This is a genomic window from Rhodoplanes sp. P11, from assembly GCF_964266735.1.
Taxonomy (GTDB): domain Bacteria; phylum Pseudomonadota; class Alphaproteobacteria; order Rhizobiales; family Xanthobacteraceae; genus Rhodoplanes; species Rhodoplanes serenus.
This window is the reverse complement of sequence record NZ_CAXWGY010000020.1, coordinates 1-23669: the sequence shown is the minus strand read 5'-3', so window position 1 is coordinate 23669 and position 23669 is coordinate 1. Positions and strand designations below refer to the sequence as shown.

Here is a 23669-nt window from a genome sequence, read left to right as displayed (position 1 = left end):
GCCCGCGACTACATCGACGGCGTGACGGTGCCGTGACAGGCGCCGCCGCGTCCCCTCGTGCGTCATCGAACCGCAACAGGAGTCTGTCAGAACGCCGGCCATGTTGGATGATCATTGACGGGAGCAGCGCGTGACGGAGAGCGATTCGAGGCGATTCCGTACGCTTTTCATTTCAGACGTTCATCTCGGTACCCGTGGCTGCCAGGCGGACAAGCTTCTCGATTTCCTCCGCTGCCACGAGGCCGACACGGTCTATCTGGTCGGCGACATCGTCGACGGCTGGCATCTGAAGTCGAGCTGGTACTGGCCGCAGTCGCACAACGACGTGATCCAGAAGCTGCTGCGCAAGGGCCGCAAGGGCGCCCGCATCGTCTATGTGCCGGGCAATCACGACGAGTTCCTGCGCGACTATTACGGCACTCATTTCGGCGGCATCGAGGTGGTGGAGCACGCCATCCACATCTCGCCGACGGGGCGCCGCTTCCTCGTGATCCACGGCGACCTGTTCGATTTCGTCATCTCGCAGGCACGCTGGCTCGCCCTGCTCGGCGACAAGGCGTACGACGCCGCCATCACGATCAACCGTCTGGTCAACGGGATGATGCGGCGGCTCGGCTTCGGCTACTGGTCGTTCTCCAAATGGGCCAAGCTGAAGGTCAAGAACGCCGTCAACTACATCGGCGACTTCGAGAAGACGCTGGCCGCCGAGGCGCGGCACCACGCGGTCGACGGCGTCATCTGCGGCCACATCCATCACGCCGTGATGCACGAGCGCTTCGGCGTCCACTACGTCAACTGCGGCGACTGGGTGGAGAGCTGCACGGCGGTCGCCGAGCATTTCGACGGGCGGTTCGAGATCATCACCTGGACGGGCCGCGAGCTCAGCCGCGAGCCCGAGCCGGCGCCGATCGCCGCGCAGGCCGCCTAATCGGCACGCGCCGGTCGCGCTCGCCGCGGCCGGCGTCTGCGTGGCGCGTCTGCGTCGCGGCGCGTCTCGTCGTGCCGTGTCTCGATCGGCACTCCTCCTTTCATGCGAAGTCCCGCCGAAGCGGTGGTCCGGAGTCCTTCATGTCTGAGTCGCCATCAGGTTCGCCGCGTCTCGATGCCTATGCGGACCCCGACCGCCGCGTGATGGAGAAGGCGTATGCCCGCTGGGCGCCGCTCTACGACGTGGTCTGCGGTCCTATCTTCGAGAGCGGCCGGCGGGCCGCCGCCGCGGCGGCGCGCCGGGTCGGCGGCCGCATCCTGGAGGTCGGGGTCGGCACCGGCTTGTCGTTCGCTGACTACGACCACACGACCGCGGTGGTCGGCATCGACATGTCGGCCCCGATGGTGGCCAAGGCGCGGGCGCGGCTCGCCACCGGCCGCTTTCCGCACGTCGAGTCCGTGATGGTGATGGACGCGAGCGATCTCGCCTTCGCGGACGCCGCGTTCGACTGCGTGGTCGCCCAGTTCGTCATCACGCTGGTGGCCGATCCCGAGCGCGTGCTCGACGAATGCGCCCGTGTGGTGCGGCCGGGCGGCGAGATCATCCTGGTCAATCATCTCTACTCCGAGACGGGGCTGACGGCGGCGATCGAGCGGCTGCTGGCGCGGCCGTCGCGGGCGCTCGGCCTGCGGCCGGAGTTCCCGTTCGCCCGGCTCGCCGCCTGGGCGGAGCGGCACGGCGCCGTCGCGCTCATCGAGCGCCGGCCGATCAAGCCACTCGGCGTCTACACGCTGGTGCGCTTCCGCCGCCTCGCCGACGAGGCTGCCCGCGCGGCCGCGTAGAGCATTTTCCGGCGAACCGGGTCCCACTTCGCCAGAAAATGCTCTAGGGTCGCTCCATGAGCGCCCCGTCCGATCCCGCGGCTGCGGCCGCAACCGTCATCCCGCCCACCGCCGCCGATGTCGACGCCGCCGCCGCCAGGCTCGCGGGCGTCGCGCTGCGCACGCCGCTGGTCACCTCGCCGGTGCTCGACGATCGCGTCGGCGCCCGCGTGTTCCTCAAGGCCGAGACGCTCCAGCGCACCGGCTCGTTCAAGTTCCGCGGCGCCTACAACAAGCTCGCATCGATCCCGCCGGAGCGGCGCGCCGCCGGCGTGGTCGCCTTCTCGTCCGGCAATCACGCCCAGGGCGTCGCCGCTGCCGCCAGGCTGCTCGGCATGCCGGCCACCATCGTGATGCCGGCCGACGCGCCGGCCAGCAAGCGCGCCCGCACGGCGGCGCTCGGCGCCGAGGTGGTGCTGTACGATCGCGTGCGCGAGAGCCGCGAGGAGATCGCCGGCGGGATCGCGGCGGCGCGCGGCGCCACCCTGGTGCCGCCCTACGACGACCCGATGATCATCGCCGGGCAGGGCACCGTGGGCCGCGAGATCGTCGAGGATCTGGCCGCCCAGGGGCTCGCCCCCGACATCGTGCTGGTCAACGCCTCGGGCGGCGGCCTCACCGCCGGCATCGCGCTCGCCGTCACGGCGCGGGTGCCGGCGGCCCGTATCGTCACCGCCGAGCCGGACGGCTTCGACGACCACGCCCGCTCGTTGGCCAGCGGCCGGCGCGAGCGCAACGCGCAGGCGGCGGGGTCGATGTGCGACGCCCTGCTGGCGCCGACCCCGGGCGAGATCACCTTCGCGGTGAACCATCGTCTCGGCGTCGCCGGTGTCACCGCGAGCGACGAGGAGGTCGGCCGCGCCGTCGCCTTCGCGTTCCACGAGCTGAAGCTGGTGGTGGAGCCGGGCGGCGCCGTCGGGCTCGCGGCGCTGCTGGCCGGCCGCGTCGAGGTCGCCGGCAAAGTGGTGGCGGTGGTGCTGTCGGGCGGCAATGTCGATGCCGACCTGTTCGCCCGGCTGATCGGCTGATCGGCTGAGGGCGGATACTAGCGGCAGCACTCTCGGCCTCGTGCCCCGGACGCGGCGCGCAGTGCCGCGAGCCGGGGGCCCAGCCAGAGCCGCAAGCTCCGCAATCGCCGCCTCTGGGTCCCGGGTCTCCGGCGCATCGCGCCTCCGCCCGGGACACGCGACCCCGTCGTGGCCGGCACAAGGCATGTGCTCGGGCCGGCCGAAGGCCGGACCCGAGTGCCGGGCATGACGAGTCAGAATCAGCGGCCATCGGTATGAGGACGCGGCGCACGGCCCGCAGCGGGTCGCGCTCAGCTGAACAGCGCGATCTTCTCTTCCTCGGTCAGCCCCTTCAGCGGGGCGAGCGGGTCGATCGGCACTGTGTGGACCGGGGGCGGCTCCGGCGCTTCGTCGGCCTTCGCCACCTCGGCGGCCGCGATCCGGCTCAGCATGGCCCAGCCGGAGCCCGACAGGGCAGCGGCGAGAGACCCGGCATCGAAGCCCGGCGCCGCCGGCGGCACGTCGCCGATCGAGAATCGATAGGCGCTGACCGGGTCGGGGTGCAGCCGTGCCGCGATGCGCTGCTCGATCTCGTCCAGCGATGACACCGTGCTGGTTGGGCCGTCCGCGAGGGCCGAAGCGTCCGGACGATCGCTGTCTGGCTCGGTCGTATCGTGTGCGTCGGGCTCGTGCGTGTCGGGCGCGTACCCGCGGGCGACCGCCTCTTGTTCGGTCGCTTGCGCGGTGGCCTGGGCGATTTCGGCGGCGGCCTCCCGGGCCTCGGCATCGTCGCCCACCAGCCAGGCCGGAACCGGCGGGGCGGTGAAGTCGAACTCGACCACCGGAATGGCGGGCGCAGGATCGCCGGTGTCCGGCGCCACCTCGATCGCGACCGCCTCCTCGTCGTCCGGAACGCCGCCGTCGGTCGAGGTCTCGGCCTCCGCCATGGCGGGGACGGGCGGCTCGGCCGAGGCCGGCGGCTCGCCGGCGTCCTCTGCGGGGGGCGCCGCGCTCGCCGGTGCCTCGTTCGGCATCTCGTCGGGCGCCTCGTCCGATGCCTGTGCGGTCTCGGCCTCCGGCTCGCTCTCCGGCAGGGCGAAGACCTCGCCGATCGGGACCAGCGGCATCGCCGGCATGGCGGCCGGGCTCGCTGCGTCGGCCATCATCTCGGCCGGGGCGTCCATCGACGTCTCGCTCGGCGCGGCGAACAGATCGTCATCGGCCTCGTCGTGGTCGTCGACGACAGCGACGACGCCGTCGTCGACGACGGCATCGGCATCGGCCGGCTCCACCGCCGCCATGGCCACGCCGATCGCCGCGAGGGCCGCGGCGGCGGCCTCGGTGGTGTCCAGGATCGCCCGCTCGGCCGTGGCCACGGCGTCCGTGGTATCGGCCGCTGCCGGACCGGCGAGATCGTCGCTCGCCGCCGCGGCGGGGTCGTCGGCCGGGGGCGCCGCCGGCGCCGCCGCGAGGGCGGTGCCGGCAGGGTCGGGATCGTCGGCCAGCACGGCACGCACGGCGTCGAGCAGGGAGTCGAGATCCGTGACGGTCTCGCTCGGGTCGGCGGTGCTCCCGTCTGCTCGCGTGACCGGCGCGGAGGCGGCGGGAGCGGGATCGTCGGCGAGCACCGCGCGGACCGAGTCGAGGAGCTGGTCCAGCGACGGCGACCGCGCCTCGTCCCGGGGCGCCTCGTCGCGGTGCGGCTCGTCCTGGTGCGCCTCGTCCCGGGGCGTCTCGTCCTGGTGCGGCTCGTCCTGCTCGCCCTCGGCGGTGTCGCGATCGATCTCCGGCGCGGCCGTCTGCGCGATGATCTCCGGCTCGATGATCTCGGTGGCCGCCTCGGCGGCGGGCGCGGCGGGCGTAGCCTCGGGGGCCGGCTCTTCGGCCGGCGCCGGCGTCGTAGCCGGCTGGGTCCGCGCCCACACATCGATCAGCAGATCGAGCCGCTGCGCCTGCTCGTCCATCCGCGCGTGTAGCCGCTGCACTGCCGTCTCGTCCCGGCCGTCCACCGGCGGGGCCGCCGTCAGCGCCGTCACGGTGCCGCCGACCCGCTCGACCGCGCCGGAGAGCGAGGCCAGGTCGGTCCGCAGCGCCGCGATGTCGGACGCCTCCCGCAGCGCCGCCATCTCGGCGGCGAGCCGCGCATCCAGGCGCGTCACCGCCGCCATCAGGGCGTCGCGGGCGGTCGCGGCAGCCTCCTGGCTGTCGGGCTCGCGCATCAGCACCGCCTCGATGCGGGCGAGGGCGGCGACCAGGTCCTCCAGCAGGCCGGTCAAGGCGGGCGGCGCCCGCTCCTCGGCGAGATTGGCCTCGATGCGGCCGAGCGCGGCGACGAGATCGTCGGTCCAGCCGGTCGGCGGCGACACGGCGCGCAGCGCCCCGAGAGTCTCCTCGATGCGGGCGAGCGGTGCGAGGTCCTCCGGCCCCACCGCCGGGGCGGGCTGCTCGGCGATGGCGGCCTCGATGCGGGCGAGGGCGGCGGCGACCGCCTCGGGATCGACGGCGGGGGGCTGCGGCCGGGCCGTGACCGCCGCCTCGATTCGCCCGAGCGTGTCGGTGACCGGGGCGAGATCGACGGCGGGCGGCTCGGGTTGCTCGGCGATGGCCGCCTCGATGCGGGCGAGGGCCGTCGCGATGGCGTCCGAATCGATCGCCGGCGGCGGGGCAGGCCGCTCGCTCACCGCCGCCTCGATGCGGGCGAGCGTGTCGGCGATCGGGGCGAGATCGACCGCCGGCGGCTCCGGCCGGTCGGCGACCGTCGCCTCGATGCGGGCGAGGGCGTCCAGAAGCTCGTCGGTGCGATCGGCCGGGGCCGGGGCGGCCGGCAGGGTCTCGGGCAGCGCGGCGAGCCGGTCCTCGACGCGGCCGAGGGCCGCCGCCAGGGCCTCGGCTTCGGTGAGGCGGGCGCGGCGGGTGTGCTCGTCCAGGAACCAGCGGCCCCGCTGGGTTTCCATCATGGCGTCGCAGATCGCCGCGTAGGCGGCGTCGATCGACGTCTGTGCGCCGGAGCCGGCGGGCGGCGGGGCGCTCGGGGACGTGGCGGACGGCGCGTCGGACATGCTCACCCGTTCAAGGAGCTGACCCGTTCAAGGAGCTGACCCGCTCAAGGAGCTGACCCACTCGAGAAGCTCACCCGCCGACCGGGCGATCGGGCATCCGGTCCAGCCCGAGAGCGGAGCCGCAGGCGAAACCGATTCCCCTTTCGGCGGCCGCGAACTAAAGCATCTGCCCGACTCGTCCCCGGAGCGCAATCCACCCGATGTCCTATCGCCCCGATGCTGCGACCGACGACGGCTTCGCCCGCAGGACTGCGCTGTTCTATGCCGCCTATTTCGTCTTCGCCGGGCTGCATCTGCCGTTCCTGCCGGTCTGGCTGGAGGCGCGCGGCCTCGACGCGGCGGAGATCGGCGTGGTGCTCGCCGCCGGCATGGCGGCCCGCCCCCTGGTGGTGCCGGTCGCCACCCGGCTGGCGGACCGGCGCGGCTGGCTGAAGGGGCCGCTGGTGGCGGCCACCTGGGCGACGGCCGCCTCGATGCTGCTGCTCCAGGCGAGCCATGGGTTCGTCCCGATCCTCGCCGCCAATGCGCTCGCCTCGCTCGCCTTCGCGCTGATCCTGCCGTTCGCCGATGCGTTCGCGCTGCGTGGCCTCACGGCGCGCGGCCGCGCCTATGGGCCGGTGCGGCTGTGGGGCTCGGTCACCTTCATCGTCGCCAATGTGGGCGGCGGCCTGCTGCTGGAGCGGCTGGGGGCCGGCAACATCGTCTGGGCGCTGACCGCCGCCATGCTGGCGACCGCGCTGGCCGCGAGCCTGTTGCGCCCGCTCGGGGCGACGTCGGCGGTGGCCGCGCCGGCGACGGCCGGCGGGAGCCTGTGGGGATCGCGCAGCTTCGTGGCCGTGGTGGCGATCGGCAGCGTGGTGCAGTCGAGCCACGCGGTGCTGTACGGCTTCGCCAGCCTGCAATGGGCCGCCAGAGGTCTCGACGGGCTTCAAATCGGCGCTCTGTGGGGGATCGGCGTGGTGGCCGAGATCGGCCTGTTCGCGGTGTCGGGCCGGCTCGCCGGCCGGCTGCGGCCGATCGACATGCTGGCGCTCGGGGCGGGCGGCGCCCTGCTGCGCTGGGGCGTGATGGCGTTCGATCCGCCGACCGCACTGCTGCCGGCGCTGCAATGCCTGCACGCGCTGTCGTTCGGCGCCACCCATCTGGGTGCCATGCAGTTTCTCGCCGCCGAGCGACGCGGTGCCACCGCCCAGGGCGACTATGCCAGTGTCGTGGCGGTGGTGTTCACGGCCGCCATGGGGGCGGCCGGCCTGCTGGTGGAGGCGTTCGGCAGCCTCGCCTACCTGGCCATGGCGGCGTCCGCGATGATCGGCACCGTGATCGCGGTGGCGGCCCGCCGGTAGGCGCGGGCCTGGCCCGGTGCTGCGACCGCCCGGCGGGCGGTGACGATGGCGCGCTGCGGAGCTCCGTCGCAGGGCGGCACCACGGCGGCGAGGGCGCGGCCGCGCATCATCAGCATCCGGTGTGTCAGGCCGCCGTTGCGGGCGATCCACTGGCGCACATGGGCCGGATAGAGGCTCCACAGCAGGCGGGTCGCCACCGGGCTCGTCACCTGGTTGCCGGCCGCATCCGGATTCCAGGCGGCGTGGAAGCCGAGCGCCGCGTTGCGCGTCGCGCAGACGCGATCACGCGGCACCATGCCGAGCACCAGGGTGCAGGCCGACAGGCAGGTGCCGTCGATCACCACCCGCTCGCCGCTCTGCCGGACGCGCTGGTAGCGCGCCACGTAATCGCCGATCATGCCGCCCCGGTCCGAGCCGATGACGACGTCGGCCGCCGCCGGCGTGACGGCCCCCGCCGACATCGCGACGCCGAGTGACACCGCCACGCCGAATGCCAATGCTGCTCCCCGCATGGTCCACCTCCCGCTGCGCCGTCCCCGAGCCGGCGTGACCGAGAGTATGAATGCAAGGTTTGAACACTCAACGAGAAAACATCAGCCCCAAAGCACCGTGGTAGCGGGGTGCAGAACGCTTCCCGCGAAGCGCACCCCGTGTGGCCGGTCGGCCACGAGCAGCAGCGGCCCGTCGAGATCGACGAAGCGGGCCCCCTGGGCGACCAGCACCGCGGGCGCGATGGCGAGCGACGTGCAGACCATGCAGCCGACCATCAGCTCGAAGCCGAGCGCCCGCGCCTCCGCCGCCACGGCGAGCGCCTCGGTGAGGCCGCCGGTCTTGTCGAGCTTGATGTTCACCGCCTCGTAGCGGTCGCGCAGCGCCGAAAGCGTCGCACGATCGTGGACGCTCTCGTCGGCGCATACCGGGACCGGATGCGGAAGGCGGGCGAGGGCCGCGTCGGCGCCGGCCGGCAACGGCTGCTCGACCAGCGCCACCCCGGCCTCGGCGCAGGCCGCGAGATTGTCGGCGAGATCGGCCTCGCTCCACCCCTCGTTGGCGTCGACGATCAGGGTCGCGGCCGGGGCCGCCCGACGCACCGCGGCGAGGCGGGCACGGTCCTCGGGCGCACCGAGCTTGACCTTGAGGAGCGGGCGGTGCGCCGCCGCGGCGGCCGCCCGCGCCATCGCGTCGGGCGGGCCGAGCGAGATCGTGTAGGCGGTGGTGAGCGGCTGCGGGGCCGGCAGGCCGAGCAGCGCATGGGCCGGGGTGCCGGCGCGCTTGGCGGCGAGATCGATCAGGGCGCAGTCGAGCGCGTTGCGGGCGGCGCCGGCGGGCATCAGGTATTGCAGTGCGGCACGGCCGGCGTCCTCGGCCGAGCCGGCCTCCCGGGCGAGGGCGAGCGCGACCGCCGCGATCGCCGCCGCGACGCTCTCCACGGTCTCGCCGTAGCGGCCATAGGGCACGCATTCGCCGCGCCCCGTGCGGGTGCCGTCGGAGACGGTCGCCACCACCACGCGCGCCTCGGTCTTGGCGCCGCGGGCGATCGTGAAGGAGCCGGCGATCGGCCAGGCTTCGGTGGCGACGGAGACGTGCAGGGACATGGCTGGCTCGGTCGGCGGCTGACGCCGCGGCTCGGCAGGCGGAACAGGACGGGCGGGCGCCGCGGAACGCGACGGCGGGCACCGGGTGGCGGTGGTGGGACCTCGACAGGGCGGCGATGCGGTGTCAAGTATCGGCCGACCGCGACTCATCTGCGCAGCCTGGATGATCCGCCGGCCGGAGCCCCCGATGACCGACCGCCTGCTCGATCTCAGCGTCACCGACGGGCGCCTGGCGCTCGCCGCCGCGGGATCGTGGACGGCCGACCACGCCGGCGAGCTGGAGACCTTGATCGATAAGGCGGTGCGGCGCGCCCGCGGCGTCGCCGCGGTCGAGATTCGCATGGGCGCCGTCGAGCGGCTCGACACCTTCGGGGCGTGGCTGCTGGAGCGGCTGGTGCGCACGCTCACCGCGGCCGGCCGTGAGCCGGCGGTGCTCGACCTGCCGGAGCGCTGGCACGATCTGGTCGAGGAGGCCCGCCAGGTCAACCGGACACCGCTGCCCCCGGCCCGCCGCCGGCCGCTCGGCGACGCGCTCGCCGGGCTCGGCCGCATCGTGGTCGAGATCGCCCACGACCTGCTGCTGATCGTCCAGATGTTCGGCGCCATGGCGATCGTGGCGGCGCGTGCCGCGCTGCGGCCGTGGACCTTCCGCCTCACCTCGATGGTGCATCATCTCGATCGGGTCGGCTGGCGCGCGGTGCCGATCATCGTGCTGATCACCTTCCTGCTCGGCTGCATCATCGCCCAGCAGGGGCTGTTCCATTTCCGCCGCTTCGGTGTCGAGGTCTATGTCGTCGACATGGTCGGCATCCTGGTGCTGCGCGAGATCGGGGTGCTGATGGTCGCCATCATGGTGGCGGGGCGATCGGGCAGCGCCTACACGGCCGAGCTCGGCTCGATGAAGATGCGCGAGGAGATCGACGCCTTGCGCACCATGGGCTTCGATCCGCTCGAGGTGCTGGTGCTGCCGCGCCTCGTGGCGCTCGTTCTGGCGCTGCCGGCGCTCACCTTCGTGGGCTCGATGGCGGCGCTCTACGGCGCCGGCCTGGTCGCCTGGCTCTACGGCGGCATGAGCCCGGACATCTATCTCGCGCGGCTGCGCGACGCCATCTCGCTCGACCATTTCGCGGTCGGCCTGCTGAAGGCGCCGTTCATGGCGCTGGTCATCGGCATCGTGGCGAGCGTCGAGGGGCTTCAGGTCAAGGGCTCGACCGAGTCGCTCGGGCGCAAGACGACCGCCTCGGTGGTCAAGGCGATCTTCCTGGTGATCGTGCTCGACGGCCTGTTCGCCATCTTCTTCGCCTCGATCGGAATGTGAGGCGTGCTGCGATGACCCCCGATCCCGACGATCCCGTCATCAGCGTGCGCGACCTCGTCACCGGGTTCGGCGACACGCGGGTGCTGGACGGCGCCTCGCTCGACGTGGCACGCGGCGAGATCCTCGGCTGCGTCGGCGCCTCGGGGGCCGGCAAGTCGGTGCTCATGCGCACCATCGTGGGGCTGCTGCCGCGCCGCGGCGGCAGCATCCGGGTGCTCGGCCAGGACATGGCGCGGCTCGGGATGGGGGCGCGCCGGGCGCTCGAACGGCGGTGGGGCGTGCTGTTCCAGCACGGGGCCCTGTTCTCGTCGCTCTCGGCGATCCAGAACGTGCAGTTTCCCATGCGGGAATACCTGCGCCTGTCGCGCCGCCTCATGGACGAGGTGGCGGTCGCCAAGCTGGAGATGGTGGGGCTCGACGCCAGCGTCTGCCACAAGCGGCCGGCCGAGCTGTCGGGCGGCATGATCAAGCGCGTGGCGCTCGCCCGCGCGCTGGCGCTCGATCCCGAAATCGTCTTCCTGGACGAGCCGACCTCCGGTCTCGACCCCATCGGGGCGGCCGAATTCGACCTTCTCATCAAGACCCTACAGCAGACTTTGGGGCTGACGGTTTTCATGGTAACCCACGATCTCGACAGTCTGCACGCGGTGTGCGACCGGGTCGCCGTGCTGGCCGACCGCAAGGTGATCACGGTGGGACCGATGGCCACGATGCTGGCCTCCGACCATCCGTGGATTCGGTCCTATTTCCGCGGGACGCGGTCACGGGTCGGAGCTGCCACCGGGGCCGTCCGGGCGGTACGCGCGGTGTCGTGAAGGCGCGGTGTGATCAGATCGGCGCCGTGAGACGATCTGCGCTGTGAGAAGGTTCCTCGCTGTGAGACGATCCACAGGGGGTGCGAGCCCGGACGCGGTGCGACCGGGCGGGATGTCGAAAGGTGCGGGCCGGCTGAACATGGAAACGCGAGCGAACTACATCCTGGTGGGGCTGTTCACGCTGGCCGTGATCGTCGGCGCCTTCGCGTTCGTCTACTGGTTCACGACGCCGGGCGGCACCGCGGCGCGGACCCGTTACGAGGTGGTGTTCGAGGGCACGGTGTCGGGCCTGCGGCCGGGCTCCTCGGTGTTCTTCAACGGCCTGCGGGTCGGCGAGGTGACCAGCCTGCGCATCGATCCCGACGCGCCGCGCCAGGTGATCGCCGCCATGGCGGTCGATCGCGACGTCGTTCTGCGCACCGACACTTGGGTCGGGCTGGAGTTCCAGGGCCTCACCGGCATCGCGGCGATCGCGCTGCGCGGCGGCTCGGCGAGCGCCGCGGTGCTCGATCCGCCGGTGCTGCGCGCCGATCTCACCGCCACCCAGGATGTCACCTCGGCGGCCCGCAGCGTGCTGCGCCGGCTCGACTCGCTGGTCGCCGACAACGAGACCTCGTTCCGCACCACGCTCCGCAACATGGAGGCGTTCACCCAGACGCTCGCCGACAACACGGCGCGCATCGACTCGATCCTCGCCGGGGTGGAGAAGATGGTGAACGGTGCCGAAGGCAAGCTCGACGAGGTGGCGCAGGCGGCGCGCGCGGTGCGCAGCGTCGCCGACAATCTCGACAAGAACGTCTCGGCGGTGTCGAGCGGCCTCGCCCGCTTCAGCCAGACCGGCCTGCGCGAGTGGGAGCGTCTCGCCATCGATGGGCGCCGCGCCATCTCCACCCTGGAGCAGGCGGTCCGCAACATCGACCAGAATCCGAGCCGGCTTCTCTTCGGCGGCGCCCCGACGCAACCGGCCGGCAGCCGCGTGCGGTGAGACTGTTTCCGGGTGATCGGTTTTCTGTCGTTCCGGGGCGCGGCCCCCGGAACGGTGCTTCGCGCCGTCCAGGCGCCGCGAACCCGGAACCCAGCCAAACACGTCGTCCTGCGGCAGACTTTTGACTCTCGGCTGGATTCCGGACGGCCGCTTCGCGGCTTCCGGAATGACCGCCGAATGGATCGGCCGGATCTCGTATGCGACAGCCGTCGTGAGATTGAGGGCCGGGTCGCGGCACTGCGTGCCGGCCCGGCCATGACGGAGCCTCACTGAAGCCGGGCTTACAGGCTCACGCTACAGGCTCACCGCGCCGGCGTCGTTCCGGCCGGCCGGATGTCGGCCGGCGGCTTCGGCGGCGCGGCGGTCGAGGGCGCCCCACCCGTCGCGCGCGCCTCGCGGCGCGTCGTCGAGGAGGTGACGTCAGCGGCCGGCCGGCTGCCGCGACCGAGGATGAGCTGCTCGGCGACCGGCAGGTCGAAGCGTGGCTCCAGGCCGAGCAGCGGCGCCACCCGGGTGATCACCTTGGCGGCGACCGGCGCGGCGTTCCAGCCCGCGGTGGCGTAGCCGTGGGTCTCCGGCAGGCCCTGCGGCTCGTCCAGCATTATCAGGATGATGTAGCGCGGCTGGTCGGACGGCAGCACGGCGACGAAGTCGGTCAGCAGCTTGGTCTTGCTGTAGCGGCCGCCCACCACCTTCTCGGCCGTGCCGGTCTTGCCGCCCACATAGTAGCCGGGGACGTTGGCCTTGCTGGCGCTGCCCTTCTCGGCATTGAGGCGCATCAGGTAGCGCATCGCCGTCGAGGTCTCGGGCTTGAGCACCCGGCGGGCGAGGCTGCGGGCCTCCTCCTCGCTGCGCTTGAGGAAGGTCGGCGGGATCAGCAGGCCGCCGTTGACGGTGGCGGCGAGCCCCATCAGGGCCTGGAGCGGCGCCACCGACAGGCCGTGGCCGAACGAGATCGTGATGGTGTTCAGCTCGCCCCAGCGCTTCGGCACGATCGGCTCGGCGCTCTCGGGCAGCTCGGTCCGCAGCCGGTCGAGCTGCCCCATCTTGCGCAGCCACTGCTTGTGGTGCTCGACACCGACCGCCAGCGCCATCTTGGCGGCGCCGACATTGGACGAGTAGGTGAACACCTCGGGCACCGACAGCACGCGGTTCTGGGCGTGGTAGTCGCTGATCCTGAACTTGCCCCAGTGCAGCGCGCCGCGGGCGTCCACCGACGAGCCGAGCGACATCTTGCCGGCGTCGAGGGTCATCGCCACGGTGAGCGCCTTGAAGGTCGAGCCCATCTCGAACACGCCGGTGGTGAGCCGGTTCATGCGGTTGGGATCGAGCGCCTCCTTGGGATTGTTCGGATCGTAGTCGGGATGCGACACGAGGGCGACGATCTCGCCGGTGCGCACGTCGAGCACCACGCCGGCCGCCGCCTTGGCCTTGAACTTCTCGCGCGCCTGGCCGAGCTCGTCGTGCATGGCATGCTGGACGCGCAGATCGACGGCGAGCCGCAGCGGCTCCTGCTGGCGGTCAGACGCGAAGCCGGCGCGGTGCAGATCGGCGAGGCCGTTCGTGTCCAGCCACTTCTCCAGGCCGGCGATGCCCTGGTTGTCGATGTTGACGTGGCCGATGAGGTGCGAGACCTCGCGGCCGTTGGGATAGATGCGCTTGTTCTCGTTGAGGAAGCCGACGCCCGGAATGCCCAGCCGGTGGACCTCGCGCTGCTGCTGCGGCGAGATCTCGCGCTTCAGCCAGGCGAAGCCGCGCTTCGAGCCGAGCCGGTCGCGCAGCTCGCCGGTGTCGAGGTCGGGCATCACGGCGGTCAGCAGCTCCACCGCCTCGTCGGCGTCGATCAGCCGGCGCGGCTCGGCGAACAGCGACGGCATCCGCACGTCGGTGGCCAGGATCTCGCCGTTGCGATCGAGAATGTCGGGGCGGGCGGTGGCGACCGCGTCGGAGCCGCCGCCGCGGCGTCCCGCATGGCTGTCGGGGGCGACCGCGTAGAGCACCAGGCGGCCGCCGATGATGGCGTAGATGCCGGCGAAGACGGCCACCGCCAGGCCGATGCGGGCGCGCGTCTTACGGCTGCGGTCGGCGTTGCGGCTGTAGAGCAGGCTCTGGATCACCCGCCGATGCCACGGCTCGCGCGGCGTCGCGTCCTCGGCCACCGGCGGCACGGCGATCGGGTCGGCGGGGGGCGGGGCGCCGGTCATGGCTGCCTCCGCGGCGACACCGTCGGGGCCGGAACCGTCGTGGCCGGAACGGTGCCGGTCGGCGGGTCGCCGTCGATGGCCGGCAGCACGCCGGCATCCGGCTCGCCGTCGGCGGCCGGGGCGGCAGTGGGGGCCGGCAGCGCCATCTCCAGCATCGCGCCGATCGGGTCGGCGGGCGTCTCCGGCTCCACCGGCCGGGCCGGCAGGGTGTCGAACGTATCCACCTGGGCCGGGTCCATCAGCCGCAGTGGCAGATGGCGCTGCGCCAGCGCCTGGATGCGGCCGGGGTTCTCGAGCTTGGCCGCCTCGGCGCGCAGCGCCGCGGCCTTGTCGCGCTCGCGGTGGATCTCGGTGCGCAGCTTGGCGACCCGCTCGGCCTCCACGGTCGCCTCGAACTTGATCTTGTAGACATAGGCGGCCGCCACGACGAGCAGCACCGCGACGATGACGTTGAGGAGCCGCATCTCAGCCCCCCCGCAGCATGGCGGTGAGCGGCGGCAGCTCCGGCGTGGCCGGCGGCGTGTCGCCCCAGGCGGGCGCCGCGGTGCGCACAGCGGCGCGCAGCTTGGCCGAGCGGGCGCGCGGATTGGCCGCCACCTCGCCGTCGTCGGCGACGACCGGCCGTCGGGTCAACACCGTGAAGCTCGGGGCGGGCCGCGCCGTCTCCGGGAGATGGCGCGAGACCCCGCCGGCGCCGCTGCGCGTCGCCAGGAAGGTCTTCACCAGCCGGTCCTCCAGGGAATGGAACGAGACGACGACGAGGCGGCCGCCCGGCGCCAGCACACGCTCGGCCGCCGCGAGCGCGGCGGCGAGCTCGCCGAGCTCGTCGTTCACCGCCATGCGCAGCGCCTGGAAGGTGCGAGTCGCCGGATGGATCTCCCCCGGCTTGCCGCGCACCACGCGGGCGACGATCGCGGCGAGCCGCGCCGTCGTGGTGATCGGCGCCTCGGTGCGGGCCTTGACGATGGCACGGGCGACGGCGCGCGCGTGGCGCTCCTCGCCGAGCCGGAAGATGACGTCGGCGAGGTCGCGCTCGGAGGCGTGGGCGACGAGATCGGCGGCCGACGGGCCGTCGCTGCCCATCCGCATGTCGAGCGGGCCGTCGAGCCGGAACGAGAAGCCGCGCGCGGGGTCATCGATCTGCATCGACGACACCCCGATGTCGAGCACGACGCCGGCGACCGAGCCGGGCTCGGCGACCGCATCGAGCGCCGAGAACTGCTGCTCGATCAGCGTGAGGCGGCCGCCGGCGGCATCGACCAGATCCCAGCCGGCCGTGATGGCGGTCGGGTCGCGATCGAGCGCGATCACCCGCGCGTCCGGCGCCGCCGCCAGGATCGCCCGCGTATAGCCGCCGGCCCCGAAGGTGCCGTCGATGTAGAGGCCGCCGTCATGGACGTCGAGAAGGTCGAGGGCGGCGGGGGCGAGCACGGGAATGTGGCGGGCCGGTCCGCCAGCGACACCCGCGTGGGCCTCGTGGCCCCGGGCGTCGCGGCCCGTCGTCATTCCCGTGCTCCGGAACCCGGGGTTCCGCGGTCGGAACCCAGCCGCCTCGTCGCCGCACGCACCGTCGCCGTGGCCTTGGCAAGATGCGCGCGGAACGCTTCCGGTTCCCACATCTGAAACTTGTGACCGAGCCCGACGAACGCCACCATGTCGCCGATCCCGGCGTGAACCTTGATCATCTCGGTCAGCACCACCCGGCCTTCGCCGTCCAGCCGCAGGGTCTCGCTCCTCCCATAGAGCGCCACCAGGAACTCCTCGCGCTCGTCCGAGTAGGGCGGGAAGCGGGCGATCAGCGCATCGATCTCGGCGAGCAGCGCATGCCCGCCGGCATCGACCGCCGGCCGGTCCAGGCTCGGGTAGCAGTACAGCCCCTCGAAGCCGTCGCGCGCCAGCACCGCCCGGAACGTCGCCGGAACCGACACCCGTCCCTTGGAGTCGAGCCGCGCCGTGACCTGTCCGACGAAGCGGTCCATCCGGTTGCGGGCTCCACGCCGGCCTGACGCTGGCCTCGAACGCGGTCCGGAGGGTCCCCGGACGGGCGGCCCACACGGACGAACACATTAACTTTGGGTAACGTTGGGATACCATGGGACCATATGGGCGTCAATGGAATCCGGCATTGTCCACGGGCCATTCGCAGCGTGCGCGACACGTCGATTAGCAACGGTTAAACTTAAGGAAGCGTTGCCGGCAGCCGGGGGGCGGCACTCCACCATGCGCACAGCCCTGTTCACTGACATTCACGCCAATCGCGAGGCGCTCGAAGCCTGCCTGGAGCACGCCGAGCGCTCCGGGGTGGACGCCTACGTGTTCCTCGGCGACTTCGTCGGCTACGGCGCCGATCCCGGCTGGGTCGTCGACACGGTGTCGGAATATGTGGGGCGCGGCGCCGTCGCGGTGCTGGGCAACCACGACGCCGCCGCCGTGGGCGAGCGGGCCGACATGAACGACGACGCGGCGGCGGCGATCGCCTGGACGCGCGGCATCATCGAGCAGCGTCATCGCGACTTCCTGGCCCGGCTGCCGCTGGTGGTGGAGAAGGGCGGCATCCTCTATGTCCACGCCAGCCCGGTCGACCCCGGCGACTGGGAGTACATCACCGACCTCTATTCGGCCTCCCGCGCCCTGGTGGCGACCCGCGCCCACATCGTGTTCTGCGGCCACACCCATGTGCCGAGCCTGTTCCACATGTCGGTGACGGGGAAGTTCGCGAGCTTCGATCCGGTCGACCGGGTGGAGATTCCGCTCACCTCGCGGCGGCGCTGGCTCGCCGTCATCGGCGCGGTCGGCCAGCCGCGCGATCGCAACCCGGCCGCCTGCTACGCCGTGCTCGACGACGCCACCGACGTGCTGACCTATGTGCGGGTGCCTTACGACATCGATACCGCGGCCCGGAAGATCAGGGAGGCGGGGCTGCCGGTCGGGCTCGCCTACCGGCTCTACGAGGGATACTGATCGAAGTTCACGCGGCCGGGACGCTCGCGTCGGTCCGGCGGGGCAGGCCGGCGGACGCCCTGAGACGGCGGAGCGGACGATCGGGCGGGGGCGGGTGTGGTGATCAACGTGCGGAGTCTGGCTGCCGGCCAGGTGATCGACGGCTTCCGGTTGGAGCAGCAGCTCGATCCGGGCGGCATGGCGGACTTCTGGCGGGTGTCCCACGACGGCGAGGCCCTGCCGCTGATCATGAAGATCCCGCTGCTGCGGCGGGGCGAGGACCCGCTCACCATCGTGGGCTTCGAGCAGGAGCAGATGATCCTGTCGCGGCTGTCGGGTCCGCATGTGCCGCGCTTCGTCGCCGCCGGTGATTTCGAGCGCCCCTACATCGTGATGGAGCTGGTGCCGGGCCGCTCGCTGAAGACGCTGCTCGACAGGGCGCCGCTGCCGGCCGCCGAGGTGGCCCACATCGGTGCCGAGATCGCCGAGGCGCTGCACAGCATTCACCGGCAGCACGTCACCCATCTCGACGTGAAGCCGTCCAACGTCATCCTGCGCGACGATGGGAGCGCCGTGCTGATCGACTTCGGCCTGTCGCGTCACGACCAGCTTCCGGATCTGATCGCCGAGGAGTTCGACGAGCCGGTCGGCACCGGCGCCTATGTGGCGCCCGAGCAGGTGCGGCGCTTCCGCGGCGATCCGCGCAGCGACATCTTCTCGCTCGGCGTCACCATGTACTTCCTGGCGACCGGCGAGCGCCCGTTCGGCGAGCCCGAGCGCGAGGCGGAATGGCGGCGGCGGCTGTGGCGCGATCCCTATCCGCCGAGCCGCTGGAACCCGCTGGTGCCGCCGTGGCTCCAGGAGATCATCTTGCGCTGCCTGGAGATCGAGCCCGATGCGCGCTACTCGTCGGCCGCACAGCTCCGCTTCGATCTCCAGCATCCGGACGGCGTCGCGCTCACCGAGCGGGCGGCGCGGCGCGATCGTGACGGCCCGCTGACCGTCCTGTCGCGCTGGCTGAAGGTGCGCAACGCGCCGCCGCTGCGCATGCGCAGCGTCGCCGGCGTGCTCGACCGCTCGCCCATCGTGATGGCGGCGATCGACCTGTCGGCCGCCGACGATCTCGGCGACGCGCTCGCGGCGGCGCTGCGGCGCGTGCTGGCGACGGTGCCGGATGCCCGGCTCGCCTGCGTCAATGTGCTCAAGGTCTCGCGCCTCGCGCTCGATCCCATGGAAGACGCCAAGGGCCGCAATCCCCATCTCCAGCGGCTCGTCGAGCTGAAGCACTGGGCGCGGCCGCTGCCGGTCGATCCGGAACGGATCACCTATCACGTCTTCGAGTCGCCCGATCCGGCCGCCGCCATCGTCGACTACGCCCGCAACAATCACGTCGACCATATCGTGATGGGGGCCCGCGGCTCGTCGCCGCTGCGCCGTTACCTCGGCAGCGTCTCGGCCCAGGTGGTCGCGCAGGCCCCCTGCACCGTGACGGTGGTACGCAGGCCCCGTGCCACCGACGAGGCGGGTCCGGAGGGGTAGGGTTTTACGCACCATCGCGGCGGAACTGGTGTCGGAGGCGGGGGTTGTTCCGGCACAGGGCGCCTGCACGGCCCTGACTCGTTCATCGACGATGGAGGCTTCCACATGATCCGCAACCTCGTGGCCGTCGCGGCCGTGAGCGGTCTGATGATGACCACCGCGCTCGCCCAGTCGACCGCGCCCAACCCCTCGACCAGCCCCGGTAGCAGCAGCCCGAGCGCCACCAGCCCGAGCACCGGCTCCGGCAGCATGGGTTCGAGCACCAGCGCCGGCGCCGCGATCACCCAGCAGAGCCCGAACCAGTGGCTCGCCTCGAAGTTCATGGGCACCGACGTGATCGGTGCCGACGACGCCAAGATCGGCGACGTCAGCGACGTGCTGTTCGACAAGTCCGGCAAGGTGGATGCGCTGATCGTCGGCGTCGGCGGCTTCCTCGGCATCGGCCAGAAGGACGTGGCGCTGCCGATCTCGTCGTTCCAGGTGGTGGCCGCCAACAGCGGCAAGAACAATTCGAGCTCCGACCAGCTCCGCCTGTCGATGACCAAGGACCAGCTCCAGCAGATGGCCGAGTTCAAGGCCATGGGCTCGAGCGCGACCACGACGGGCGCGGCCACCGGCGACAATGCCGGCTCGCGTGGCTCGATGGGCACCGGCTCGGGCGCCGCCACCGGGACGCCGAACCGCTGACCGCGGCATTCGACCCTGTCGATCGGCCGGTCCGGAGTTCCGCTCCGGGCCGGCCGTTTTCGCGGGCTGGCTGGCGGCCCACGCTCTTGCGTCGAGGACGTCGCGGGCGGCAGCATGCCGGCATGACCGCGTCGCCCGCCGATTCCTGCCTCGTCTCCGAGTTTCGTCCGTCACCGAACCACGGCCCGCGGGCCGGCGGCCGCGAACCCGACCTTCTCGTCCTGCATTACACGGGCATGCCCAGCACCGCCGAGGCGCTCGCCCGGCTGTGCGATCCGGCCGCCGAGGTCTCGTCCCACTATCTCGTCCGCGAGGACGGCACCGTCGTGCAGATGGTCGCCGAGGCCCGCCGCGCCTGGCACGCGGGCGCCTCCTGCTGGGGCGGCGAGGGCGACGTCAACTCCCGCTCGATCGGCATCGAGATCGCCAATCCGGGCCACGATTTCGGCGCGCCGCCCTATCCCGACGCGCAGATCGAGGCGGTGATCGCGCTGGCTCGCGACATTGTGCTTCGACGCCGCGTCAGGGCCGATCATGTGCTCGGCCATTCGGATGTCGCGCCGGCCCGCAAGCGCGATCCCGGCGAGGGCTTTCCGTGGCGGCGGCTGGCGGCGGGCGGTGTCGGCCTATGGGTGGAGCCCGTCGGCCTCGCCGAGCCCGGCCCGGTGCTCGCCCCCGGCGACCGCGGCGACGAGGTCGCGGCCTTGCAGGCGGCGCTGGCCGACTACGGCTTCCCGGTGCCGCGCGGTGGCGTGTACGAGGCCGAGATGGCGGCGGTGGTGGCCGCGTTCCAGCGGCATTTCCGTCCCGCCCGCATCGACGGCATCGCCGACGCCTCGACCCGCGCCACGCTGACGCGGCTGCGCGCCGCACGGGCCCGGCTGATCACCGCCGATCCGGTGCTCGGCTGACCTCCGGCCTCAGGCCGAGCCCGCATGGCTCCGGCTGTCGTCGACCGGGGTGCGCACCCGGGCGTGCCCAGCCTTGGCGCGCCACGGCGCATCGGCGAACCGCTCCACCAGAAAATCGATGAACACCCGCACCTTGAGCATGCGGTGGCGGCCCTGCGGGTAGACCGCCGAGAGCGGCACCGGCTCGACTAGATGGTGATCGACGAGCAGCGGCACCAGCTCGCCGCGGCGCACCGCGTTGCCGACCAGAAGATCGCTGAGATGGACGAGGCCGGCCCCCCCGATGGCGAGCCGCAACGCCGCCTCGGCGTCGTCCACCACCAGCCGGCCCTGGGCCTCGAAGGTGCGGATCTCGTTGCCGTCGCGAAACGGCCAGAAATTGATCGACGGCACCGAGGAGAGCACGAGGCAGTCGTGGCCGGCGAGGTCCTCGGGCGTGCGCGGCACGCCGCGCCGCTCCAGATAGGCGGGGGCCGCGAAGATGCCGCGCTCGGTATGGGCGAAGCGGCGGGCGACCAGCGAGCGGTCGGCGATCGGTCCGAGGCAGATCGCCACGTCGGCATTCTCCACCAGGTTGTCGACCCGGTCGGTCACCGTGATGTCGATCTCGATCTCCGGGTAGCGGGCCAGGAAGTCGGGCAGGGCGCGGGCCAGCTCGTGCAGCATGAAGGCGCTGCCGGTATTCAACCGCAGCTTGCCACGCGGCGTGGTGCTGGCGCGGGCCACCTCGGTCTCGGCGTCGTCGATAGCGCCCAGGATGTCGCGGGCGCGGACCAGATAGGTCTCCCCCTCCGGGGTGAGGGCGAGACGCCGTGTTGTGCGATGCAGCAGGCGGACCCCCAGCCGGTCCTCCAGGCGGGAGACCAGCTTGGAGACCGCCGAGGGGGTGAGGCCCAGATCGTCCGCGGCGGCCGAGAAGCTGCCCCGCTGGACAACCTGGACGAAGGCGCGCATGTCGGAGATCTGGTCGGTCATTGTTTCCCTGCATTCACGTCTGGTTTTCTTGGCCAGCGGATTATGTCTGCCAGAATGTTGAATAGATCAGGGTCACAGCGATTTCGCTCTGTTCCGTATGTGAAAGCCATGACCATCCACGACATCAAGTCCCGTTCCGACCGCTCCGGCGAGAGCACCCACGAGGCCCTGCCGCAGGGCCGCCTCCTCGACCGTCTGGCCCTGATGGTGGGCGGCATCTTCGGCGATGCACACTATGTTCCTCCCGCAGCGCGAAACGAGCGCCGGCCGATCAAGACCTGGACGCCGGGCGGTTGGTGCTGAGCGACGCCTGACGGCGTGTTGCCGGAGGCGGGCGGTCGGCGCTGCCCCGCTGGCCGCCGCTCCGCCGAGAGGTCCGGCCGGGACGACGTCCCGCCGGGCCTTTTTCGTGGCCGACCCGCATGTCGTGAGACCGGCGTCTGCCCACCGTCGAGCCAGCAACGCAACATTGCGCCGGGCAGCTCCTTGATGGCGGTTCGTTTCGACCAGTCATGAACTGGCGAAATTCGATCCGGGGCATCCAAGATCGATGTCCGAGCCGGCAGATTATCGTCGGTCCGCTCGGGAATACCATGGCGTGGCTCGTTCATTCCGAGGAGATCTGCCATGCACCCCCGGTATCCTCTGTCGCATGCCGCCGCCCAGGGCCTGGTGCGCGACCCACGATCGGAGCGGCCGCTCGGCCTCGCCGCCCTGGCCAAGGCAGGGTACTGCGCGGCCGGCCAGTTCTTCCGGGAGGCGTTCCGGGCCTCCCACGTCATGCCGTCGCCGATCCGTGTCCGCCAGAAGCTGGCGCCGCCCCGCATTCTCGGCCGGTCTCTCTGAGGCCGGTCGCTCGCCGGCATGGGGAGGCGGGCCTTGACGTCGCGGTCCCGCCTCTCCATTCCTGGCCGGTCAGTCGGCCGGACGGCCGCCCCGGCCGGCGCCGAAAGGTGGCCGGGGAGGAAAGTCCGGGCTCCATGGACAAGCGGTGCCGGATAAGGTCCGGCGGGGGCGACCCCAGGGACAGTGCCACAGAGAACAGACCGCCGGCGGCGCCTCGCGCGTCGTCCGGCAAGGGTGAAACGGTGCGGTAAGAGCGCACCGCGCGTCCGGCAACGGAGGCGGCACGGCAAACCCCACCGGGAGCAAAACCGAATAGGGACGGCGTGGAGGCGCGAGCCTCCGGATCGTGTCCGGGTCCAGCCGTCCGGGTAGGTCGCTCGAGGCGCCGGGCAACCGGCGTCCCAGAGGAATGGCCGTCGCGCGGCGGGCTCGCCCGTCGCCCTACAGAACCCGGCTTACAGGCCGGCTGATCGTTTGGGGCCCGGGCGGGAGACCGTTCCGGGCCCCGCCCGTTCCGGCGCGGCCCGTCTCGCAGGTGGGCCGCGGTCGGCGGGTCAGTCGTGCAGGGCCGACAGGCGGGCGAGGCGGGCCGGCAGCTCGGCCATGATGCGGCGGCGGGCGGCGGCCGAGAGGTCGGCCCATTCGGCGATCTCGTCGAGGCTGCGGCCGCAGCCGACGCAAAGTCCGCTGGCGCGGTCCACCGTGCAGACCTTGATGCAAGGTGTGTCGATCGTCATCGTGGTTTCAGAGCATTTTCCGGCGAAGTGGACGCCGGTTCGCCGTCGAAAATGCGATCATACAAGGACTTCTGGAGCGGAACACGATCCAGTTGGATCGGATTCCGCTTTAGATCACCTCCGCCGGCCCTCCGCGTGGAGCGCGCGACATCCTTTCGGATAGTTCATCTCGGCGCTCCTGTCGCCATCGAATCGGTGGAACGGTCGGACTCTCCGTCTTGGGTCGTGGGAACGACCTGCGGGGGCTCACGTTCACCCTGCATCGTACCGATAGAGGAGGCATACGATGCGTAAGCAGGTTTTGGCCGTCGCGATGGCGGCGGCGGTTCTCGGCCCGGGTGTCGCCCTGGCCCAGAACGATCCGGTGAGCGGCACGGCGCGCGGCATCGAGCACGGTGCCACCACGGGTGGGCCGGTCGGCGCCATCGTGGGCGGCGCGGCGGGTGCCGTGAGCGGCACCGCCAACATGCTGCTGGGGCCGCCCCCGGCCGAGGTGCGCACCTATGTGATGCGCGAGCGCGTTCCGTCGGTCGCGGTCGAGGAGCGGATCGTGGTCGGCCAGCCGCTGCCGCCGCGCGTCAAGCTGCATACTGTGCGGGGCCACGACGCCTACTCGTACGCGATCGTCAACGAGCAGCGCGTCGTCGTCGATCCGCGCACCCGCCGGGTGATCGAGATTTACGAGTAAGACTGTCTTCGGGTGATCAGTTCGCCGTCGTTCCGGGGCGCGGCGAAGCCGCGAACCTGGAACCCAGCTGCAAAACTCGGAGCTCTCGGCTGGATTCCTGTATCTTTCGGCTGTCACTGGCATAGTGGCGGGCTGACGGGGACCGCTCGTTGGATTCCCGGCCCTGTGTGGCCGCTATTCCGGCTCGGGCGTCTCCGTTCCGCTCGTTGAT

23 protein-coding genes and 1 other RNA gene are annotated in these 23669 nt (G+C 72.0%); 15 read left to right on the top strand and 9 right to left on the bottom strand.

Annotation, left to right across the window (positions count from 1 at the left end; genetic code table 11):
* Window positions 1-130: 130 nt before the first annotated feature.
* The 3 genes from ACFQUV_RS21770 to ACFQUV_RS21760 all read left to right on the top strand — a co-directional run bounded on the left by ACFQUV_RS21770 (window position 131) and on the right by ACFQUV_RS21760 (window position 2837).
* Window positions 131-928, top strand: a complete 798-nt coding sequence (locus ACFQUV_RS21770; RefSeq protein WP_129607835.1) for a UDP-2,3-diacylglucosamine diphosphatase — start codon at window positions 131-133, stop codon at window positions 926-928.
* 140 nt (window positions 929-1068) lie between these two features.
* Window positions 1069-1770, top strand: coding sequence for a class I SAM-dependent methyltransferase (locus ACFQUV_RS21765; protein WP_129607836.1), 702 nt, complete (start codon window positions 1069-1071; stop codon window positions 1768-1770).
* A 56-nt stretch (window positions 1771-1826) separates the two neighbouring features.
* Window positions 1827-2837, top strand: a complete 1011-nt coding sequence (locus tag ACFQUV_RS21760) for a threonine/serine dehydratase (RefSeq protein ID WP_129607837.1) — start codon at window positions 1827-1829, stop codon at window positions 2835-2837.
* A 290-nt stretch (window positions 2838-3127) separates the two neighbouring features.
* On the opposite strand, the gene ACFQUV_RS21755 is transcribed toward ACFQUV_RS21760, so the two are convergent.
* Window positions 3128-5875, bottom strand: coding sequence for a hypothetical protein (locus ACFQUV_RS21755; protein WP_378395709.1), 2748 nt, complete (start codon window positions 5873-5875; stop codon window positions 3128-3130).
* A 200-nt stretch (window positions 5876-6075) separates the two neighbouring features.
* Between ACFQUV_RS21755 and ACFQUV_RS21750 the strand changes: the two genes are divergently transcribed.
* The gene (locus tag ACFQUV_RS21750; RefSeq protein ID WP_129607125.1) at window positions 6076-7218 is read left to right on the top strand and encodes an MFS transporter; all 1143 of its coding nucleotides are present in this window, start codon (window positions 6076-6078) and stop codon (window positions 7216-7218) included.
* Here ACFQUV_RS21750 and ACFQUV_RS21745 read toward each other — a convergent pair.
* Window positions 7155-7730, bottom strand: coding sequence for a hypothetical protein (locus ACFQUV_RS21745; protein WP_244601400.1), 576 nt, complete (start codon window positions 7728-7730; stop codon window positions 7155-7157). The genes ACFQUV_RS21750 and ACFQUV_RS21745 overlap by 64 nt on opposite strands.
* Before the next feature lie 81 nt (window positions 7731-7811).
* Window positions 7812-8813, bottom strand: a complete 1002-nt coding sequence (gene dgcA / locus ACFQUV_RS21740; protein WP_129607126.1) for an N-acetyl-D-Glu racemase DgcA — start codon at window positions 8811-8813, stop codon at window positions 7812-7814.
* A 187-nt stretch (window positions 8814-9000) separates the two neighbouring features.
* Here dgcA and ACFQUV_RS21735 point away from each other — a divergent pair, with 187 nt between their 5' ends.
* The 3 genes from ACFQUV_RS21735 to ACFQUV_RS21725 all read left to right on the top strand — a co-directional run bounded on the left by ACFQUV_RS21735 (window position 9001) and on the right by ACFQUV_RS21725 (window position 11931).
* On the top strand, window positions 9001-10131 hold the full coding sequence (locus tag ACFQUV_RS21735; RefSeq protein WP_129607127.1) for an ABC transporter permease: 1131 nt from the start codon (window positions 9001-9003) through the stop codon (window positions 10129-10131).
* An 11-nt stretch (window positions 10132-10142) separates the two neighbouring features.
* A complete protein-coding gene (locus ACFQUV_RS21730; protein WP_129607128.1) occupies window positions 10143-10946 on the top strand; it encodes an ABC transporter ATP-binding protein in 804 nt (267 codons plus the stop codon).
* A 139-nt stretch (window positions 10947-11085) separates the two neighbouring features.
* On the top strand, window positions 11086-11931 hold the full coding sequence (locus ACFQUV_RS21725; RefSeq protein WP_129607129.1) for an MlaD family protein: 846 nt from the start codon (window positions 11086-11088) through the stop codon (window positions 11929-11931).
* A 302-nt stretch (window positions 11932-12233) separates the two neighbouring features.
* Here the strand turns inward: ACFQUV_RS21725 and ACFQUV_RS21720 are convergent, their stop codons facing one another.
* From ACFQUV_RS21720 to ACFQUV_RS21705, 4 genes are read right to left on the bottom strand one after another with little or no spacing between them, the layout of a single operon-like run.
* Window positions 12234-14135 (bottom strand): penicillin-binding protein 2, encoded by a 1902-nt coding sequence (locus ACFQUV_RS21720; RefSeq protein WP_129607130.1) that lies wholly within the window; start codon window positions 14133-14135, stop codon window positions 12234-12236.
* On the bottom strand, window positions 14132-14599 hold the full coding sequence (locus ACFQUV_RS21715; protein WP_129607131.1) for a hypothetical protein: 468 nt from the start codon (window positions 14597-14599) through the stop codon (window positions 14132-14134). The genes ACFQUV_RS21720 and ACFQUV_RS21715 overlap by 4 nt, the downstream gene beginning before the upstream one ends.
* Window position 14600: 1 nt before the next feature.
* On the bottom strand, window positions 14601-15641 hold the full coding sequence (gene rsmH / locus ACFQUV_RS21710; protein ID WP_129607132.1) for a 16S rRNA (cytosine(1402)-N(4))-methyltransferase RsmH: 1041 nt from the start codon (window positions 15639-15641) through the stop codon (window positions 14601-14603).
* The gene (locus ACFQUV_RS21705) at window positions 15638-16114 is read right to left on the bottom strand and encodes a division/cell wall cluster transcriptional repressor MraZ (RefSeq protein ID WP_111387211.1); all 477 of its coding nucleotides are present in this window, start codon (window positions 16112-16114) and stop codon (window positions 15638-15640) included. Before ACFQUV_RS21705 ends, rsmH begins: the two co-directional genes overlap by 4 nt.
* A gap of 241 nt (window positions 16115-16355) precedes the next feature.
* On the opposite strand from ACFQUV_RS21705, the gene ACFQUV_RS21700 reads away from it, so the two are divergent.
* The 4 genes from ACFQUV_RS21700 (at window position 16356) to ACFQUV_RS21685 (ending at window position 20212) form a co-directional block, all read left to right on the top strand.
* Window positions 16356-17096, top strand: coding sequence for a metallophosphoesterase (locus tag ACFQUV_RS21700; RefSeq protein ID WP_129607133.1), 741 nt, complete (start codon window positions 16356-16358; stop codon window positions 17094-17096).
* Window positions 17097-17204: 108 nt separating this feature from the next.
* Window positions 17205-18614 carry a bifunctional serine/threonine-protein kinase/universal stress protein gene (locus tag ACFQUV_RS21695; RefSeq protein WP_307719424.1) on the top strand — a complete coding sequence of 470 codons (1410 nt, stop codon included), beginning with the start codon at window positions 17205-17207 and terminating at the stop codon, window positions 18612-18614.
* A 105-nt stretch (window positions 18615-18719) separates the two neighbouring features.
* Window positions 18720-19301 carry a PRC-barrel domain-containing protein gene (locus ACFQUV_RS21690; RefSeq protein ID WP_129607134.1) on the top strand — a complete coding sequence of 194 codons (582 nt, stop codon included), beginning with the start codon at window positions 18720-18722 and terminating at the stop codon, window positions 19299-19301.
* Window positions 19302-19423: 122 nt separating this feature from the next.
* Window positions 19424-20212 carry an N-acetylmuramoyl-L-alanine amidase gene (locus ACFQUV_RS21685; RefSeq protein WP_129607135.1) on the top strand — a complete coding sequence of 263 codons (789 nt, stop codon included), beginning with the start codon at window positions 19424-19426 and terminating at the stop codon, window positions 20210-20212.
* A 9-nt stretch (window positions 20213-20221) separates the two neighbouring features.
* Here the strand turns inward: ACFQUV_RS21685 and ACFQUV_RS21680 are convergent, their stop codons facing one another.
* A complete protein-coding gene (locus ACFQUV_RS21680; RefSeq protein ID WP_129607136.1) occupies window positions 20222-21187 on the bottom strand; it encodes a LysR family transcriptional regulator in 966 nt (321 codons plus the stop codon).
* 108 nt (window positions 21188-21295) lie between these two features.
* On the opposite strand from ACFQUV_RS21680, the gene ACFQUV_RS21675 reads away from it, so the two are divergent.
* From ACFQUV_RS21675 to rnpB, 3 genes are all read left to right on the top strand, one after another.
* Window positions 21296-21490, top strand: coding sequence for a hypothetical protein (locus ACFQUV_RS21675; RefSeq protein WP_129607137.1), 195 nt, complete (start codon window positions 21296-21298; stop codon window positions 21488-21490).
* A gap of 324 nt (window positions 21491-21814) precedes the next feature.
* Complete coding sequence (locus tag ACFQUV_RS21670; RefSeq protein ID WP_129607138.1) at window positions 21815-22033, top strand: hypothetical protein; 219 nt, start codon at window positions 21815-21817, stop codon at window positions 22031-22033.
* 69 nt (window positions 22034-22102) lie between these two features.
* Window positions 22103-22507: RNase P RNA component class A (gene rnpB, locus ACFQUV_RS21665), an RNA gene on the top strand.
* Between the two features lie 80 nt (window positions 22508-22587).
* On the opposite strand, the gene ACFQUV_RS21660 is transcribed toward rnpB, so the two are convergent.
* Window positions 22588-22770 carry a DUF1289 domain-containing protein gene (locus ACFQUV_RS21660; protein ID WP_207211320.1) on the bottom strand — a complete coding sequence of 61 codons (183 nt, stop codon included), beginning with the start codon at window positions 22768-22770 and terminating at the stop codon, window positions 22588-22590.
* A 286-nt stretch (window positions 22771-23056) separates the two neighbouring features.
* Here ACFQUV_RS21660 and ACFQUV_RS21655 point away from each other — a divergent pair, with 286 nt between their 5' ends.
* Window positions 23057-23458 carry a DUF1236 domain-containing protein gene (locus ACFQUV_RS21655; RefSeq protein ID WP_111388592.1) on the top strand — a complete coding sequence of 134 codons (402 nt, stop codon included), beginning with the start codon at window positions 23057-23059 and terminating at the stop codon, window positions 23456-23458.
* Window positions 23459-23669: the final 211 nt, after the last annotated feature.

What these genes read in the sequence shown, in the direction of transcription:
- ACFQUV_RS21765 (WP_129607836.1), top strand. Translation starts at nt 1,069, where the DNA reads ATGTCTGAGTCGCCATCAGGTTCGCCGCGTCTCGATGCCTATGCGGAC.
- ACFQUV_RS21760 (WP_129607837.1), top strand. Translation starts at nt 1,827, where the DNA reads ATGAGCGCCCCGTCCGATCCCGCGGCTGCGGCCGCAACCGTCATCCCG.
- ACFQUV_RS21755 (WP_378395709.1), bottom strand. Translation starts at nt 5,875, where the DNA reads ATGTCCGACGCGCCGTCCGCCACGTCCCCGAGCGCCCCGCCGCCCGCC.
- ACFQUV_RS21750 (WP_129607125.1), top strand. Translation starts at nt 6,076, where the DNA reads ATGTCCTATCGCCCCGATGCTGCGACCGACGACGGCTTCGCCCGCAGG.
- ACFQUV_RS21745 (WP_244601400.1), bottom strand. Translation starts at nt 7,730, where the DNA reads ATGCGGGGAGCAGCATTGGCATTCGGCGTGGCGGTGTCACTCGGCGTC.
- dgcA (WP_129607126.1), bottom strand. Translation starts at nt 8,813, where the DNA reads ATGTCCCTGCACGTCTCCGTCGCCACCGAAGCCTGGCCGATCGCCGGC.
- ACFQUV_RS21735 (WP_129607127.1), top strand. Translation starts at nt 9,001, where the DNA reads ATGACCGACCGCCTGCTCGATCTCAGCGTCACCGACGGGCGCCTGGCG.
- ACFQUV_RS21730 (WP_129607128.1), top strand. Translation starts at nt 10,143, where the DNA reads ATGACCCCCGATCCCGACGATCCCGTCATCAGCGTGCGCGACCTCGTC.
- ACFQUV_RS21725 (WP_129607129.1), top strand. Translation starts at nt 11,086, where the DNA reads ATGGAAACGCGAGCGAACTACATCCTGGTGGGGCTGTTCACGCTGGCC.
- ACFQUV_RS21720 (WP_129607130.1), bottom strand. Translation starts at nt 14,135, where the DNA reads ATGACCGGCGCCCCGCCCCCCGCCGACCCGATCGCCGTGCCGCCGGTG.
- ACFQUV_RS21715 (WP_129607131.1), bottom strand. Translation starts at nt 14,599, where the DNA reads ATGCGGCTCCTCAACGTCATCGTCGCGGTGCTGCTCGTCGTGGCGGCC.
- rsmH (WP_129607132.1), bottom strand. Translation starts at nt 15,641, where the DNA reads ATGACGACGGGCCGCGACGCCCGGGGCCACGAGGCCCACGCGGGTGTC.
- ACFQUV_RS21705 (WP_111387211.1), bottom strand. Translation starts at nt 16,114, where the DNA reads ATGGACCGCTTCGTCGGACAGGTCACGGCGCGGCTCGACTCCAAGGGA.
- ACFQUV_RS21700 (WP_129607133.1), top strand. Translation starts at nt 16,356, where the DNA reads ATGCGCACAGCCCTGTTCACTGACATTCACGCCAATCGCGAGGCGCTC.
- ACFQUV_RS21690 (WP_129607134.1), top strand. Translation starts at nt 18,720, where the DNA reads ATGATCCGCAACCTCGTGGCCGTCGCGGCCGTGAGCGGTCTGATGATG.
- ACFQUV_RS21685 (WP_129607135.1), top strand. Translation starts at nt 19,424, where the DNA reads ATGACCGCGTCGCCCGCCGATTCCTGCCTCGTCTCCGAGTTTCGTCCG.
- ACFQUV_RS21680 (WP_129607136.1), bottom strand. Translation starts at nt 21,187, where the DNA reads ATGACCGACCAGATCTCCGACATGCGCGCCTTCGTCCAGGTTGTCCAG.
- ACFQUV_RS21675 (WP_129607137.1), top strand. Translation starts at nt 21,296, where the DNA reads ATGACCATCCACGACATCAAGTCCCGTTCCGACCGCTCCGGCGAGAGC.
- ACFQUV_RS21670 (WP_129607138.1), top strand. Translation starts at nt 21,815, where the DNA reads ATGCACCCCCGGTATCCTCTGTCGCATGCCGCCGCCCAGGGCCTGGTG.
- ACFQUV_RS21660 (WP_207211320.1), bottom strand. Translation starts at nt 22,770, where the DNA reads ATGACGATCGACACACCTTGCATCAAGGTCTGCACGGTGGACCGCGCC.
- ACFQUV_RS21655 (WP_111388592.1), top strand. Translation starts at nt 23,057, where the DNA reads ATGCGTAAGCAGGTTTTGGCCGTCGCGATGGCGGCGGCGGTTCTCGGC.